Genomic DNA, 14,292 nt, shown 5'->3' on the forward strand with positions numbered 1-14,292 from the left:
TCCGCCCCGTCCTTCCGTCACGCCGCGCAACCGGCGAAACCAATCGGCCGTGTCGCGCAGTCGGCGGGAAATCACGGAGGCCTAGCTTGCTCCCATCGACGGACGGCATCCCGCCGCCCGCCATATCTCAGGGGAGAGATCCAATGTTTGCCAAGTTCGCCATCGCCACCGCCACTGCCGCCCTTCTCGCCGTCGCTGCCAGCCCGTCGGCCAATGCCCAGCGCGTTTCCGCACCGTCCATCAACATGAACAAGCCCGCCGTCAGCATTCCCAAGCCGCCGGTCAGCACTCCGGTCGTGAGCGTACCGGCGAAGCCGCCCGTGAGCGTGCCCGCGCCGAAGCCGCCCTCGAAGCCGACACTGCCGGGCAAGCTGCCGGGCACGAAGTAAGCCTCGCGGCCTCACGATCAGCGGCGCCCCTCGCGGGGCGCCGTTTTCGTTCGAGATCTGGCACCAGATCGATCGCGGCCCGCGCAATCGACGATACACGAAGGCCGGCCCGCGCAATCGGCGTGATACCCGGCACGGTCATGCTGGGTTCATGCAAGGAAGGATGACGCCGATGCTCCGCTCTCTCGCGCTGCTCTTCATCGCTCTCTTCTTCGGTGGCGAAGCCCGCGCCTTCAGCCCGGAAGGCGCCACCGCAGCGGTCACCGACTTCGGCGGACGCCATGGTTTTGCGCTCGGTATCACAGGCGTCGACACGGCCCTGTCCGACAATCTCTCCGACGATCGGCTGACGACGACGCGGATGGCCACGGTTGGCCTCTCGTGGTCGCACGCCGGCTTTTCGCTCGGCGTGTCCGGCGGCCAGATGCACTACACCCAATACGTCATGCCGAGCTTCACGGTGGGCTCAGCCAGGCTCACCAGCGTCTCGATCGGACACGCGATCGCCGACGTTTCGGGTGGCACGCTCGCGATCGGGCTCAGCGCTCACCGTTACTACTTCGACCAGAGTTCGATCGGCCTGGTGGCCGCGAGCTTGCGCTGGTCGCTGAAATTCTGAAGGGCCTTTCGTATGTAACGGGATTGCGCTAACTTTTTCCGCAGTGGCGAAGCAGAAGGATACGCGTCCCCATATCATCGTCGTCGAGGACGAAGCTTTCCAACGCGAGACGCTGATAGACTTTCTCAACGAGAATCATTATCGCGCTTCCGGCGTCGACTCCGGTGCGGCGCTGCGCAAGCTGGTCGAAAAGGACCCTCCGGCTCTCGTGCTGCTCGATCTGCGCCTGCCCGGCGACGAGGACGGCTTCGTCCTCGCCCGGTTCCTGCGCGAACGCAGCCGCCGCGTGGGCATCATCATGGTGACGGCGAGCGGCGATACGATCGACCAGGTCGTGGGGCTGGAGACCGGTGCCGACGACTACATCGCCAAGCCCTACGAGCCGCGCGCCCTGCTGGCCCGCATCAAGGCCGTGCTGCGCCGGGCCGGTGGTGCCGACGCCGCGACGCCGTCGCCGCGCGTGCGCATGGGCAAGTGCCTGCTCGATCTGCAGTCGAGGCGGCTGACGGCGCTCAGCGGCGAGGAAGTCCCGTTGCGCTCCGGCGAATTCGAGCTCCTGAGGCTGTTTGCCGAGAACCCCAACCGGCCGCTCACGCGCGACTGGCTGCTCGAGACGACCAGCCATCGCGAGATGGAGGCGTTCGACCGCGCCATCGACATCCGCATCCTGCGAATCCGCCGCAAGATCGAAGCCGATCCGGCGCACCCGACCTGCATCCGCACGGTGCGCGGCGCCGGCTACATGTTCGTGCCGCCCGAGGACTAGCGCCGCGCGGCCTTGGCCGATCGTGCCGCCTGCGCCAGGCGCAGGCAGAGCCGCCGGGCGATCGCCTCGTCGGGAAGGCCGGTGCGCTTGCAGTCGATTTCAGCATCGAGGATCACCGTCAGCGAGGCGCTGAGGCGCGGCAGCGGCCAGGCGCGCAGGTGACGCTCGAAGCGCTGGCGCACCGGGCCACCGCGCGGCAGGCCGCGGGCCTTGAACATCGCGGCTTCCATGTTGCCACCCTTGCCGGCATGGGCCGACACGAGATGGAGCTGGTCGGCGTGGCGCTGCAGCGAGCGCACGAGCTGCACCGGATGGCCGCCCTCGGAGAAGACGCGGTCGAGCGCGCGGTCGAGCGCCACCAGCTCGCCATCGAAGGTGGCGGCGATCACGTCGTCGATGCCGATCGCCGCGGTGTCGCCCAGGATGTCGACGGCATCCTCGAGCGTGATCGTTTTGTTGGTGTCACTGGCTTTGTAGAGCAGCAGCTTGTCGATCTCGCTGCGGGTCTGGCCGCGATCCCCGCCCAGCCGCTCGACGATCCAGGACAACGCATCGGCGTCGACGGCGAGGCCCTGGGCGCGGGCCGCACTCTCGACCAGGCCTTCCAGCGCCGCCTCGTTGTCCATGTAGCAGGGCATGGCGGCCAGGCAGGCCTCGGTCTCGGCCAGCGCGCGCAGGCCGGAGCGCGGCGTAAGGTTGCCGCCCTCGACCACGATCAGCGCGTCGCCGGCGGTGGCAGCCACGAGGTTCTCCAGCGCCGCGACCGATTCCTCGCCGGCCGGTCGCACGCGGATGACACGGCGGCCGCCCATCATCGACATGGCGCCGAATTCATCGGCCAGCCGGGCTGGATCGTTCTTCAGGACGTCGCCCGCGATGTCGACGACGCGGAACGGATCATTGAGGTCCTCGCAGACGGCTTTGGCCAGTGCCACCGCCCGCTCGGCGACCAGGCCGTCGTCGTTGCCGTAGATCACGACGCCGCGAATCCGCGGATCAGGCTTCTTCAGGAACGCTTCGACCTGGCGCGGCTCGATCTTCATCTCGACCTGACCCCGGAGAGGGCGTGATCAGCCCTTGTCGGGAGCCGGCTCGACGCCAGCCGGCGGCGCTTCGCCGGCATTCTCGGCTCCTGCATTCTCCGCACGGGCCTTCTCGCGGGCCTGGCGCTTGGCTTCGGCCTTCTCGGCGACCTTGATGGCCTTGAGCCGTTCGCGTTCGCGGCGTTCGAAGTCGTAATTCGGCTTGCGTGCCATGGCGATGGCCTCCTGGCCTGGTAGTAAGACGGTGGGTGGATTCACACCACTATGTTTACGATCCTGTTCGGCACCACGATCACCCGCTTGGGCGTCCGGCCCTCCAGTCCGCGCACGAGGTCGGGCTGAACGAGGGCCGCCTTCTCGGCCGCTTCCTTCGGCGCGTCCTTGGGCAGGGCGATGGTGCCGCGCAGCTTGCCGTTAAGCTGTACCGCGACGGTCACCGTGTCGTCGACCAGCAAGGCATCCTCAGGCAGCGGCCAGGGCTGCTCGGCCAGCAGCGAGCGATGGCCGAGCGCCTGCCACAGCTCCTCGGCGAGGTGCGGCGTCATCGGGCCGATCAGCCGCACGAAGATCTCCAGCGCCTCGCGCAGCACCCACTTCAGCGAGTCGTCGCCTGCCGCCTTGGCAGAATCGATGCTGCTGGCGAGCTCGTAAAGACGCGCCACGGCCTTGTTGAAGTGGAAGGCTTCTATGTCGGCCGTGAGGCCCGCGATGGTCTTGTGCGCCGCGCGGCGAAGGGCGGTTGCGGCGTCGGAGAACTGCGCGGGCTTGGGCGCGCCGGCCGGCGGCACCTCGGCGAGCGCCGTCGTGGCGATGCGGTGCAGGCGCTGCTGGAAGCGCCAGGCGCCGGTGACGCCCGCCTCCGTCCATTCGAGATCGCGCTCCGGCGGGCTGTCCGAGAGCATGAACCAGCGCGCGGTGTCGGCGCCGTAGTCGCGGATGATCTGGTCCGGATCGACGACGTTCTTCTTCGACTTGGACATCTTCTCCGAGCGTCCGACCTCGACGGGTGTTCGGTCGGACAGGCGCACGACCTTGCTGCCGTCCACCCGCTCGATCTCCTCAGGCATCAACCAGGTGCCATCGGTCGCACGATAGGTCTCGTGGCAGACCATGCCCTGGGTGAACAGGCCATCGAACGGCTCGTCACGGCTGGTCATCTGGACTTCGCGCATGGCCCGCGTCCAGAAGCGCGAATAGAGCAGGTGCAGGATCGCGTGTTCGACGCCGCCGATGTACTGGTCGACCGGCATCCAGTATTCGTTCTCCTGGCGGTCAAACGGCGCGGTCTCCAGTCCCGGCGACGTAAACCGGTCGAAGTACCAGCTCGAATCGATAAAGGTGTCGAAGGTGTCGGTCTCACGCTGGCCTTTGCCGCCGCACTTGGGGCAATCGACATGCTTCCAGGTCGGATGGCGGTCGAGCGGATTGCCCGGCTTGTCGAAGGTGACGTCGTCCGGCAATTTCACCGGCAGGTCCTTCGCCGGCACCGGCACGACGCCGCACTTGTCGCAGTGGATCGCCGGAATCGGGCAGCCCCAGTAGCGCTGGCGCGACACCAGCCAGTCGCGCAGCCGGTATTGCGTCGTGCCCTTGCCGACGCCCATCTCCTCGAGGCGGGCGATGACCTTGGCCTTCGCTTCCTCGACGCCAAGGCCGTTCAGGAAGTCGGAGTTGATGATGACGCCGTCCTCGATGAACGGCGCCTGGGCGACGCTGAAGCTCTTGAGGTCGGCATCGGCCGGCGCCACCACGGGCAGGATCGGCAGGCCGTATTTGATGGCGAACTCGTGGTCGCGTTCGTCGTGGCCGGGGCAGCCGAAGATGGCACCGGTGCCGTATTCCATCAGCACGAAGTTGGCCGCGTAGACCTGCACGGTCTTGCCGGGGATCAACGGATGCTTCGCCAGCAGCGGCAGCTTGTAGCCCTGCTTCTCGGCGGTCTCGACCTCGGCCGCGGCGGTGCCGGTCTTGCGGCACTCGGCGATGAAGTGCTGCAGGCCCGGATCCTTCAGCGCCAACTCGGCGGTCAGCGGATGCTCCGGCGACAGCGCCATGAACGAGGCGCCATAGAGCGTGTCGGGTCGCGTCGTGAAGATCTCCAGCTTGCCCCAATCTTTTTTCGATGAGGCCGCACCCGAGCCGTCGGTGAGCTGCCAGAAGACGCGGGCGCCGCGGCTCTTGCCGATCCAGTTCGCCTGCATCAGCCGCACCTTCTCCGGCCAGCGCCCGAGTGTGTCGAGGCGTGACAGAAGCTCATCGGCAAAATGCGTGATCTTGAGGTTCCACTGCGTGAGCTTGCGCCGTTCCACGGGCGCGCCGGTGCGCCAGCCCTTGCCCTCGATCACCTGCTCGTTGGCCAGCACGGTGTTGTCGACGGGATCCCAGTTGACCCAGGCTTCCTTGCGGTAGGCGAGGCCGGCGTTCCAGAAATCGAGGAACATCTTCTGCTGGTGGCGGTAGTAACTCGGATCGCAGGTCGCGAGCTCGCGGCTCCAGTCGAGCGACAGGCCCATCGACTTGAGCTGCGTCTTCATGGTGGCGATGTTCTCGTAGGTCCACTTCTTGGGGTGGACCTTCTTTTCCATGGCCGCGTTCTCGGCCGGCAGGCCGAAGGCATCCCAGCCCATGGGATGCAGCACGTTGAAGCCCCTGGCGCGCTTGTAGCGGGCGATCACGTCGCCCTGCGTGTAGTTGCGCACGTGGCCCATGTGGATGCGCCCCGACGGATAGGGGAACATCTCGAGCACGTAGTATTTCGGCTTGGCGCGATCCATGACGGCGCGGAAGGTCTGGCGTTCGTCCCAGACCTTCTGCCACCTGGCTTCGGTTTCGTGGAAATTGTAGCGCGCGATGGGGGAGGTGGGCGTCGACACAGATCGGATCCCGAAAAAGACTGAGGCCGCAGCGGATGCCCGCTACGGCCTCTCACGTCAAGTTATTGGCGATAAGATGAGGCCGTCAGGAACCGCCTGCGATGCGAAGCTGGCGCGCACGCGTCAGGATGGCGTTCTCGATGTCGATCTGGGTGCGCGGGTCGACCTGGGCATCGACCCAGTTGCCGCCCTTGGGCGCGGTCTGCTGCTTGAACACCGATACCCGGACACCGTCGGCCCTGAGTTCGCGGTCGAGGATGGTGACCTGGACCTTCATGCGCTCGTTCGGAGTCTCGGCCGGCGTGTACCAGTCGGTGATGATCACCCCGCCGAACGGATCGGCCGAGACCAGCGGGATGAAGTTGATGGTGTCGAGCGAGGCCCGCCAGAGGTAGGCGTTGACGGCCACGCCGGTGCCGCTGCCGTCGTCCTTGGGCGCGTTCTTGGAGCCGAACAGGCCGCCCGGCCCGAACAGCGTGCCCTGTTCCTGGGTGCGACCGCCAAGACCCTGGTTCAGGTCGCGCTTGTTGCGGTCGTTGGATTGGCCGCTGCGCTGCTCGCTGACGTTGTTGCCGCCGCAACCGGCCAGCCCCAGGATCAGGACGCCGGCCAGAACGATCAGAAGGCGAGGGGTGGTGGTTGAGCCCGACATGTTGGCGCCTTTAGCCGAATTGGCCAGAATATTGTAGGGAATACTGCCGGCCGCGACAAAACACGTGCCGGAATGATCGGCAAGATGGCCTGAAGACCATAAACGCAGGGCCTGTGGACTTCAAGTGAACGGGCCCGGGCCGAATAGTATCGTAATGAAACTATCTGGTTTCATAAAGTCCTTTGTAGAAACTAATAGGGGTTCCTCAGACAGTGACTAGATGCGGTAGCCTGGCCGGCTTCCAGCCCAAGGAACCGCCCAAATTGTGACAAAGACGCCACAGGTCGAGGGAAGAATCAGGCGGCATCGCGACCATTTCTTGACCCTTCTTTTAGCCCTGTGTTCTATTAGCCGTGCCGCATTGGCGGGAAGTGAGCAGCCGTGAGTTTGGCCTTCACGTTCCACCGGTCGGACAGGCCTTTTGGTACGTACCAGTCTCTGATCAATGAGAGAGGGAGAAAGATGAAGAAGCTTCTATTGGGCTCGACCGCCTTGGTCGTCGGTGGGTTGATGGCCGCTCCGGCCATGGCCGCCGATCCGATCAAGGTCGGCGTGGGCGGCTACTATACCTTCTACGCCGTCGCCGGTGGCATCAGCTCGTCCTATGCGACGAACGGCACCTCGACGCAGTACAAGGGTCTGTTCTTCCAGCAGGAAGGCGAAATCCACTTCGTTGGCCAGACGAAGCTGGACAATGGCACTTCGGTCGGCGTGAACGTCGAACTCGAAGCCTGGAACCCGAACGCCGGCGCCACGGGCTCAGTGGCCACCATCGACGAAGCCTTCCTGTTCGCCTTCGGCGACTGGGGCCGCGTCGAGTTCGGCTCGCGTGACGCCGCTTCCTACCGTATGTACTACGGCGCGCCGTCGGCGCTGATCGGCTACGGCGCCATTCAGCACAACCACAACGTCGCCAACGCGATGTCCAGCACGTTCAACAAGGCCTACTTCCACAGCACCACGGCCACCAACACGGCCGCGTGGCAGGATACGCAGCGCATCAACTACTTCACGCCGCGCTTCCAGGGCCTGCAGATCGGTGTCGGCTACACGCCGAAGATCAACACTCCGAGCGGCAGCATCTACGGCTCCACGGGCCTCGCGACCGGCCCAGGTGGCCTCGGCTCGGGCGGCTTCGGTGCTTGCGGCTTTGCCGGTGCATCGAACGTTGGCCAGTGCGCCATCAACGACTACGCTTATCAGGACGGCTTCGATATCGGCGCCAACTACCTGAACAAGTTCGGTGACGTGACGGTCGCGGCCTACGGTTCGTTCGCCTATGCGGCGTTCAACCCGGGCTACAACGCCCTCGCAACCTCGGCGAGCCAGATCACCGGCTCGAACCTGGCGGCTTGGACGATGTGGGCTGCTGGTCTGCAGTTCGGCTACAAGGGCATCACCCTCGGTGGCTCGATCGGCTACGACAACCAGGGCATGGGCTCGAACTACTACACCGGCGTCGACAATGCGACCCGCTTCGCTTCGGCGGGTATCATGTACGAAACCGGCCCGTGGCAGATGTCGTTCATGTGGATGGGCGCCATCAACTCGAACGGCAACGGTTCGAACACCGTTCAGTCGATCGCGTCGGGCACCAACGCCGCGACGCTCAACGGCTCCGGCGGCGCTGCTGGCACGTTCGCCGGCACGCCGGGTGTCAACTCCACCGTGTTCGGTGGCTCGTACGCCTTGGCGTTCGGTGCGGAAACGGCGAACAAGTTCGAGTTGGGCGCCAACTACGCGCTCGGACCGGGCGTGAAGCTGACTGGTGGTGCGTTCATCAACAACCAGAGCGGACCTTCGAACGCCGTCACGGGTAACACCTGGGCGATCCTCATGGGCATGGACGTGCGCTTCTAAGCACACGCCAGTCCGGCAAATCGGAAAGAGCGGGCGCAAGCCCGCTCTTTTCATTTGTGGACGCGACCAGACCAGCTCAGGCGTGCCGCTGGCCCACGATATTCACGAACAGGGTCGGCAGGTAGGTCCGCGACACCGGCAGCCGCTCGGTGGCCTGGCGGGCCAGCACGGCGCGGTTGTCCTCATGATCGAGCACGAGCTGGAACAGGCCCTGCTCGACGGCACCCGCCCGGGGATCGAGCTCGGGCCGGCCGTCGCGGACCACCCGATAGGCGACATCGAGCCCGACATCGCCGCCGCTGTAGAACGACGATACGATCTCCAGCCGCCCGAACATCAGCATCAGGCCGCGCACCGAGAAGCGCCAGTAGTCGTCCGGCGTGGCGTGGAACGCCTGCGACCACGGCGTGGCCACATAGGCAAGGCCGCCCGGACGCAGCACGCGCTCGATATTGCCGGCCGCCCGCGCCGGATGCCTTGTGTGCTCGAGCACATGGCAGCAGATCACCAGGTCGAACGGACTCTCGCCAAGCTTGGCCTTGAGCGTCCGCGGGCTGCTGCAGATATCGCCCACGACATCGACATTGGTGCCCTCGAGCAGGTCGAGGCCGACGAAGCGGGCGCGCTTGCCGAAGCGCTTGGCGATCAGGCTGCGCCAGTTGCGTTCGTTGCGATCCAAAATCTGCGGGCGCGAGCCTACCTGCAGTACGCGCGGCGCCCGGCGGCCCACCCGGTCGGCAAGGCGGTCGAGCAGCAACTCGACTTCGCGCCCGACGCTGGTGCCGACGACGCGCAGTTCCCCCCGCGGCTCGGGAGGGGCGGCGCCGGCGCCGGATTTCATTGGACGGCCTTCATGCGCGCCCGCTTCATGTCCGCACGACCACGATATGCATGCGACGCGGGCCATGGGCGCCCAGCTCCATGGCCTGCTCGATGTCACCGGTGCGCGACGGCCCGGTCAGGGTGTTGACGGTACGCGGCATGCGGTCCTTGCCGTAGCGTTCGCGCAGCAGTGTCCAGACATCCTCGTAGCCGCTCACGATGTCGGCCTCGCGCACCACGACGATATGCGTATCGGGCAGCAGGTTGAGGGTCACCGGATGCTCCGGCCCCGAAGCCATGACCAGCGTACCGGTCTCGGCGATGCCGGCGAAGGCACCGGTGATCGAGACCTGGTCGGCGGCCTCGCCGCGGCCGCGCCGGAGCGACAGCATCTTCTGGCTATCCCAATCGTAATCCGCGAGCTGAGGCGAGGGCGCCATCGCGGCCCGTGCCGGGAGGTTGTTGCGCGCCAGGAACGACACGACCTCGGCCGCCACGTCGGGCACCGCCACGCGCGCCACCGTGGCGTTGTTGGTCTCCGCCCACTGGCAGAACAGTGCCACCTTCTCGGGTTGGGCGAGCTGCGCGCGCGCCACCGTGGGCCCGAGCGGCGGCCGTGCCAGCCGTGCCTCGACGGCCTGGCGCTGATCACCCGAGATCTCGCCGCGGCGGAGCGAGCGGCGGATGCCGTTCAGGATCTGCGATCGGGCAGTCGCCGATGACTCGCTCATGATCGCTTCTTCTTCCACTGGGCGTGGAACGTGCCGCCGGCTTGCGGCGCGGGAAGATCGCGGAAGCGGGTCCAGCCGCCGGCCAGCGGCATGGCGCGGTAGCGGCCCTCGGCTCGCCCGAACAACGCCAGCACGCGGTTGGCAAGACCGGTGAGCCCTCGATAGAGCCGCGGCCGACGGGCGACGAAACTCCACAGCGCCAGGCCCTGGCGGACCGCAACAGGCGTCAGGTGCCGCTCGAACTCGCGCTCGCGCCAGTGCCGCATCAGCTTGGGCAAGGGGATGCGTACCGGACAGACGCTCTCGCAGCGGCCGCAGAAGGTCGAGGCATTGGGCAGGTTGCCGGCTTCCTCGACGCCGATCAGCTGCGGCGTCAACACCGCGCCCAGCGGTCCGGGATAGACCCAGCCGTAGGCGTGTCCGCCAATCGCACCGTAGACCGGGCAATGGTTCATGCAGGCGCCGCAGCGGATGCAGCGCAGGATGTCCTGCATTTCGGTGCCGAGCACGGCCGAGCGGCCGTTGTCGAGGATGACGACGTGATAGTGCTCCGGCCCGTCGAGATCCTCGGGCCGTTTCGGCCCGGTGTTGAGCGTGGTGTAGGCCGAGGATTCCTGGCCCGTCGCCGAGCGTGCGAGGACGCGCAGCAGGACGGCGGCGTCCTCCAGCGTCGGGATCACCTTCTCGATGCTGGCCAGCACGATGTGCATCCGGGGCAGTGTGTTGGAGAGATCGGCATTACCCTCGTTGGTGATGAGCATGGAGGAGCCGGTCTCGGCGACCAGGAAATTGGCGCCGGTGAGGCCGACGTCGGCATCGAGGAACTTCTGGCGCAACACATAGCGCGCCTCGGCGACGAGGTCGTTGCGCTCGGTCAGGCGTTTGGTGAAGCCGAGCTTGGCATGATGCTCGAGAAACGTGTCGGCCACCTGGTCCTTGGTGAGATGGACCGCGGGCGCGATGATGTGGCTGGGCGGCTCGTGGCGGAGCTGGATGATGTATTCGCCGAGGTCCGTCTCGATCGGCGCGATGCCGATCGCCTCGAGATGCTCGTTGAGGGCGATCTCCTCGGCCACCATCGATTTCGACTTGGCGACGGTCCTGGCACCCATGCTCTGGCACAGCTCGCCGATGATGCGCCGTGCGTCGGCGGCGGTCGGCGCCCAATGTACGTGACCGCCCAGCGCCAGAACCTTGCGCTCGAACTCCTCGAGATAGAAATCGAGGTTGGCCAGGGCATGGTTCTTGATGTCGCGCGCGCGATCGCGCAGCGCCTCGAACTCGGGCAGGCGCTCTGCCGCCTGGCGGCGGCGCTCGGAGAACCCGACCTTCAGCTTGGCCAGCGAATCCTGCAGATTGGGATCGGCCAGGGCATGGTCGACATTGTCGTTGAAGTCGCGAGCGGTGGATTCCATCAGCCGGGCTCGCCGCGCTCGGGTTCCCCGATCGCCGGAAGATCGCCCATGCCCGCCAGCACTTCGGCAACGTGGCGGACGCGCACCGGGCTGCCCTCGCGCTGCAGCTTGCCCGCCATGTTCATCAGGCAGCCGAGGTCGCCGGCCAGCAGGGTGCCGGCGCCGGAAGCGGCAATATCGGCCGACTTTTCGCCAACCATGGCATTCGATATTTCAGGATATTTCACGCAGAAAGTGCCGCCGAAACCGCAGCATACCTCGGGCGTTTTCATCTCGCGGACCGCGAGGCCCTGGACGGTTCCAAGCAGCCGGCGCGGCTGGTCCTTGACCCCGAGTTCGCGCAGGCCGGAGCAGGAATCGTGATAGGTGACGGTGCCGTCATAACGCGCCGCAACCGTCTCGACCCCCAGCACGTCGACCAGGAATGCCATCAACTCGTAACTGCGCCCGGCGAGGCTCTCGGCTCGTGCTTTCATCGCCGGATCGTCTTCGAACAGGCCGGGATAGTGGTGACTCAGCATTCCGCCGCAGGAGCCGGACGGCGCCACGACGGCGTCGTAGCCTTCGAAGGCGGCGATGACCTGGACCGCGATCGCCCGCGTCGTAGCGCGGTCGCCGCTATTGTAGGCCGGCTGGCCGCAGCAGACTTGCAGGGGCGGCACCTCGACCGTACAGCCCGCGTCCTCGAGCAGTTTGACCGCGGCGAAGCCGACCGAAGGCCGGAACAGATCGACGAGGCAGGTGACGAAAAGCCCGACGCGGCGCGGGCGAGGATTTGGACCGGACGGTGACTTTGACACGGTGGCCAAGATGGCAGTCGCGAAAATAGGGTGCAACGGCCCCTTGTTTAGAATTATTCTAATCTGATATAGAAACCGACAACCACGATCGGAGAGCGACATGAATGAACAGAATGCCGAAAGCGCCAGCAAGTGCCCCGTCGCGCACGGCGCGCGCCCGAAAGAGACTTTTGCGGGCAGATCGAATCGCGATTGGTGGCCGAACCAGCTGAACCTCAAAGTTCTGCACCAGAACTCGGCCCTGTCCGATCCCATGGCCAAGGATTTCGACTACGCGGCGGAATTCAAGAAGCTCGACCTCCGAGCCCTGAAGAAGGACCTCTACGCGCTGATGACCGACCCGCAGGACTGGTGGCCGGCCGACTTCGGCCACTATGGTCCGTTCTTCATCCGGATGGCATGGCACAGCGCGGGCACCTATCGCGTCGGTGACGGCCGCGGTGGAGCGGGCTCGGGCACGCAGCGTTTCGCGCCGCTCAACAGCTGGCCGGACAACGTGAACCTCGACAAGGCGCGCCGGCTGCTCTGGCCGATCAAGCGGAAGTACGGCGACAAGATTTCCTGGGCCGATCTGATGATCCTCACCGGCAACTGCGCGCTGGAGTCGATGGGCTTCAAGACGTTCGGCTTCGCCGGTGGGCGCGCGGACGTCTGGGAGCCCGAAGAGGACATCTACTGGGGTAAAGAGGACGCCTGGCTCGGCGACAAGCGCTACTCGGGCGACAGGGATCTCGAAAACCCCCTCGGGGCCGTCCAGATGGGCCTGATCTACGTCAATCCGGAAGGCCCTAACGGCAACCCCGATCCGCTCGCTGCCGCCAAGGACATTCGCGAGACCTTCGCACGCATGGCAATGAACGACGAGGAGACCGTGGCCCTCATCGCCGGCGGCCACACTTTCGGCAAGACCCATGGCGCTGGCGATGCGGCGCTGGTGGGCCCGGAGCCGGAAGCCGCCGGCATCGAGGAACAGGGCTTCGGCTGGAAGAGCAAATTCGGCACGGGCAAGGGCGCTGACACAATCAGCAGCGGCCTGGAGGTCACCTGGACCACGACGCCGACGAAGTGGAGCAACAACTTCTTCTGGAACCTGTTCGGCTATGATTGGGAGCTGACCAAGAGCCCAGCGGGCGCACATCAATGGAAGCCGACGCACGGCGCAGGTGCCGGTTCGGTGCCGGATGCACACGATCGGTCAAAGCGCCACGCGCCCGCCATGCTGACCACCGACCTCGCGTTGCGGTTCGATCCCGCTTACGAAAAGATTTCGCGGCGCTTCCACGAGAATCCCGACCTGTTCGCCGAAGCCTTCGCCCGGGCCTGGTACAAACTCACTCATCGCGACATGGGTCCACGCGCGCGCTATCTCGGACCCGAAGTCCCTTCGGAGGTGCTGCTGTGGCAGGACCCCGTCCCGGCGGTCGACCACGTGCTGATCGATGAGCAGGACATCGGCGCCCTCAAGGCCAGAACCCTCGCTTCCGGCCTGTCCATCTCCGCGCTGGTCTCGACTGCCTGGGCATCGGCCGCAACCTTCCGCGGCTCCGACAAGCGCGGCGGCGCAAACGGTGCGCGCATCCGCCTCGCGCCACAGAGGGATTGGGAGGCGAACCAGCCCGCTCAACTGGCCGCCGTGCTTGAGACGCTCGAGGGCATCCAGAAGGCGTTCAACGCTGCGCAGACCGGCGGCAAGAAAGTATCGCTCGCCGACCTGATCGTCCTCGGTGGCGCCGCCGCCGTCGAGCAGGCGGCGAAGAAGGGCGGACATGACGTGGAGGTTCCCTTCGCGCCAGGCCGCACGGATGCGTCGCAGGAGCAGACCGACGTCGAGGCCTTTGCGCCGCTCGAACCGATCGCGGATGGATTCCGCAACTATCTCAAGGCCGGATACGACGTTTCGGCAGAAGAGAGGCTGGTGGATCGCGCACAGCTTCTGACGCTGACCGCCCCTGAAATGACGGTCCTCGTCGGTGGCATGCGCGTGCTCAATACGAACGTCGGCCAGTCGTCGCACGGCATCTTCACGAAGCGTCCCGAGACTCTCACCAACGACTTCTTTGTGAACTTGCTCGACATGGGCACGACGTGGAAGCCGGCCTCGGCCGCCGAGGACGTTTTCGAAGGACGCGATCGTGCGACGGGTGAGCCGAAGTGGACCGGCACCCGTGTCGACCTCGTCTTCGGTTCGAACCCCCAGCTTCGGGCCCTTGCGGAGGTCTATGCCTGCGACGACTCGCAGAAGAAGTTCGTGCGAGACTTCGTGGCTGCCTGGACCAAGGTGATGAACCTCGATCGCTTCGACTTGGCCTGATCCCGGGGGGA

Annotated in this window: 13 protein-coding genes; 5 read left to right on the forward strand and 8 right to left on the reverse strand. The window is 65.9% G+C overall.

Features of this window, described 5'->3' with window-relative positions:
- The first annotated feature begins 143 nt into the window (after positions 1–143).
- The 3 genes from EPO55_RS24585 to EPO55_RS24595 all read left to right on the forward strand — a co-directional run bounded on the left by EPO55_RS24585 (position 144) and on the right by EPO55_RS24595 (position 1,774).
- Positions 144–389, forward strand: coding sequence for a hypothetical protein (locus EPO55_RS24585; RefSeq protein ID WP_296340118.1), 246 nt, complete (start codon positions 144–146; stop codon positions 387–389).
- Between the two features lie 172 nt (positions 390–561).
- The gene (locus EPO55_RS24590) at positions 562–1,008 is read left to right on the forward strand and encodes a hypothetical protein (protein ID WP_296340119.1); all 447 of its coding nucleotides are present in this window, start codon (positions 562–564) and stop codon (positions 1,006–1,008) included.
- A gap of 43 nt (positions 1,009–1,051) precedes the next feature.
- Positions 1,052–1,774 (forward strand): response regulator, encoded by a 723-nt coding sequence (locus EPO55_RS24595; protein WP_296340121.1) that lies wholly within the window; start codon positions 1,052–1,054, stop codon positions 1,772–1,774.
- Here the strand turns inward: EPO55_RS24595 and holA are convergent.
- From holA to EPO55_RS24615, 4 genes are all read right to left on the reverse strand, one after another.
- Positions 1,771–2,817 carry a DNA polymerase III subunit delta gene (gene holA / locus EPO55_RS24600; RefSeq protein WP_296340122.1) on the reverse strand — a complete coding sequence of 349 codons (1,047 nt, stop codon included), beginning with the start codon at positions 2,815–2,817 and terminating at the stop codon, positions 1,771–1,773. The genes EPO55_RS24595 and holA overlap by 4 nt on opposite strands.
- Before the next feature lie 27 nt (positions 2,818–2,844).
- Positions 2,845–3,030 (reverse strand): hypothetical protein, encoded by a 186-nt coding sequence (locus EPO55_RS24605; protein WP_296340124.1) that lies wholly within the window; start codon positions 3,028–3,030, stop codon positions 2,845–2,847.
- Between the two features lie 41 nt (positions 3,031–3,071).
- Positions 3,072–5,690, reverse strand: coding sequence for a leucine--tRNA ligase (gene leuS / locus EPO55_RS24610; protein ID WP_296340126.1), 2,619 nt, complete (start codon positions 5,688–5,690; stop codon positions 3,072–3,074).
- 85 nt (positions 5,691–5,775) lie between these two features.
- Positions 5,776–6,342, reverse strand: a complete 567-nt coding sequence (locus EPO55_RS24615) for a DUF3576 domain-containing protein (protein WP_296340127.1) — start codon at positions 6,340–6,342, stop codon at positions 5,776–5,778.
- Positions 6,343–6,804: 462 nt separating this feature from the next.
- Here EPO55_RS24615 and EPO55_RS24620 point away from each other — a divergent pair, with 462 nt between their 5' ends.
- Complete coding sequence (locus tag EPO55_RS24620; RefSeq protein ID WP_296340128.1) at positions 6,805–8,202, forward strand: porin; 1,398 nt, start codon at positions 6,805–6,807, stop codon at positions 8,200–8,202.
- A gap of 76 nt (positions 8,203–8,278) precedes the next feature.
- On the opposite strand, the gene EPO55_RS24625 is transcribed toward EPO55_RS24620, so the two are convergent.
- The 4 genes from EPO55_RS24625 to EPO55_RS24640 are packed head-to-tail and all read right to left on the reverse strand — an operon-like array spanning position 8,279 to position 11,979.
- Positions 8,279–9,043, reverse strand: coding sequence for a methyltransferase domain-containing protein (locus EPO55_RS24625; RefSeq protein ID WP_296340129.1), 765 nt, complete (start codon positions 9,041–9,043; stop codon positions 8,279–8,281).
- A gap of 25 nt (positions 9,044–9,068) precedes the next feature.
- Positions 9,069–9,755 carry a lactate utilization protein gene (locus tag EPO55_RS24630; RefSeq protein ID WP_296340131.1) on the reverse strand — a complete coding sequence of 229 codons (687 nt, stop codon included), beginning with the start codon at positions 9,753–9,755 and terminating at the stop codon, positions 9,069–9,071.
- Positions 9,752–11,170 carry a LutB/LldF family L-lactate oxidation iron-sulfur protein gene (locus EPO55_RS24635; RefSeq protein ID WP_296340132.1) on the reverse strand — a complete coding sequence of 473 codons (1,419 nt, stop codon included), beginning with the start codon at positions 11,168–11,170 and terminating at the stop codon, positions 9,752–9,754. Before EPO55_RS24635 ends, EPO55_RS24630 begins: the two co-directional genes overlap by 4 nt.
- Entirely contained in the window at positions 11,170–11,979 is an 810-nt protein-coding gene (locus EPO55_RS24640) for a (Fe-S)-binding protein (protein WP_296340133.1), read from the reverse strand. Before EPO55_RS24640 ends, EPO55_RS24635 begins: the two co-directional genes overlap by 1 nt.
- Before the next feature lie 91 nt (positions 11,980–12,070).
- Here EPO55_RS24640 and katG point away from each other — a divergent pair, with 91 nt between their 5' ends.
- Positions 12,071–14,281 (forward strand): catalase/peroxidase HPI, encoded by a 2,211-nt coding sequence (gene katG, locus EPO55_RS24645; RefSeq protein WP_296340134.1) that lies wholly within the window; start codon positions 12,071–12,073, stop codon positions 14,279–14,281.
- Positions 14,282–14,292: the final 11 nt, after the last annotated feature.

Origin of the sequence: Reyranella sp., from assembly GCF_004296935.1 — a bacterium.
Classification (GTDB): Bacteria; Pseudomonadota; Alphaproteobacteria; order Reyranellales; family Reyranellaceae; genus Reyranella.

Excerpts from the sequence above, each read along its gene's own strand:
- EPO55_RS24585 (WP_296340118.1), top strand. The coding sequence starts at position 144 with ATGTTTGCCAAGTTCGCCATCGCCACCGCCACTGCCGCCCTTCTCGCC.
- EPO55_RS24590 (WP_296340119.1), top strand. The coding sequence starts at position 562 with ATGCTCCGCTCTCTCGCGCTGCTCTTCATCGCTCTCTTCTTCGGTGGC.
- holA (WP_296340122.1), bottom strand. The coding sequence starts at position 2,817 with ATGAAGATCGAGCCGCGCCAGGTCGAAGCGTTCCTGAAGAAGCCTGAT.
- EPO55_RS24605 (WP_296340124.1), bottom strand. The coding sequence starts at position 3,030 with ATGGCACGCAAGCCGAATTACGACTTCGAACGCCGCGAACGCGAACGG.
- EPO55_RS24615 (WP_296340127.1), bottom strand. The coding sequence starts at position 6,342 with ATGTCGGGCTCAACCACCACCCCTCGCCTTCTGATCGTTCTGGCCGGC.
- EPO55_RS24620 (WP_296340128.1), top strand. The coding sequence starts at position 6,805 with ATGAAGAAGCTTCTATTGGGCTCGACCGCCTTGGTCGTCGGTGGGTTG.
- EPO55_RS24625 (WP_296340129.1), bottom strand. The coding sequence starts at position 9,043 with ATGAAATCCGGCGCCGGCGCCGCCCCTCCCGAGCCGCGGGGGGAACTG.
- EPO55_RS24630 (WP_296340131.1), bottom strand. The coding sequence starts at position 9,755 with ATGAGCGAGTCATCGGCGACTGCCCGATCGCAGATCCTGAACGGCATC.
- EPO55_RS24635 (WP_296340132.1), bottom strand. The coding sequence starts at position 11,170 with ATGGAATCCACCGCTCGCGACTTCAACGACAATGTCGACCATGCCCTG.
- katG (WP_296340134.1), top strand. The coding sequence starts at position 12,071 with ATGAATGAACAGAATGCCGAAAGCGCCAGCAAGTGCCCCGTCGCGCAC.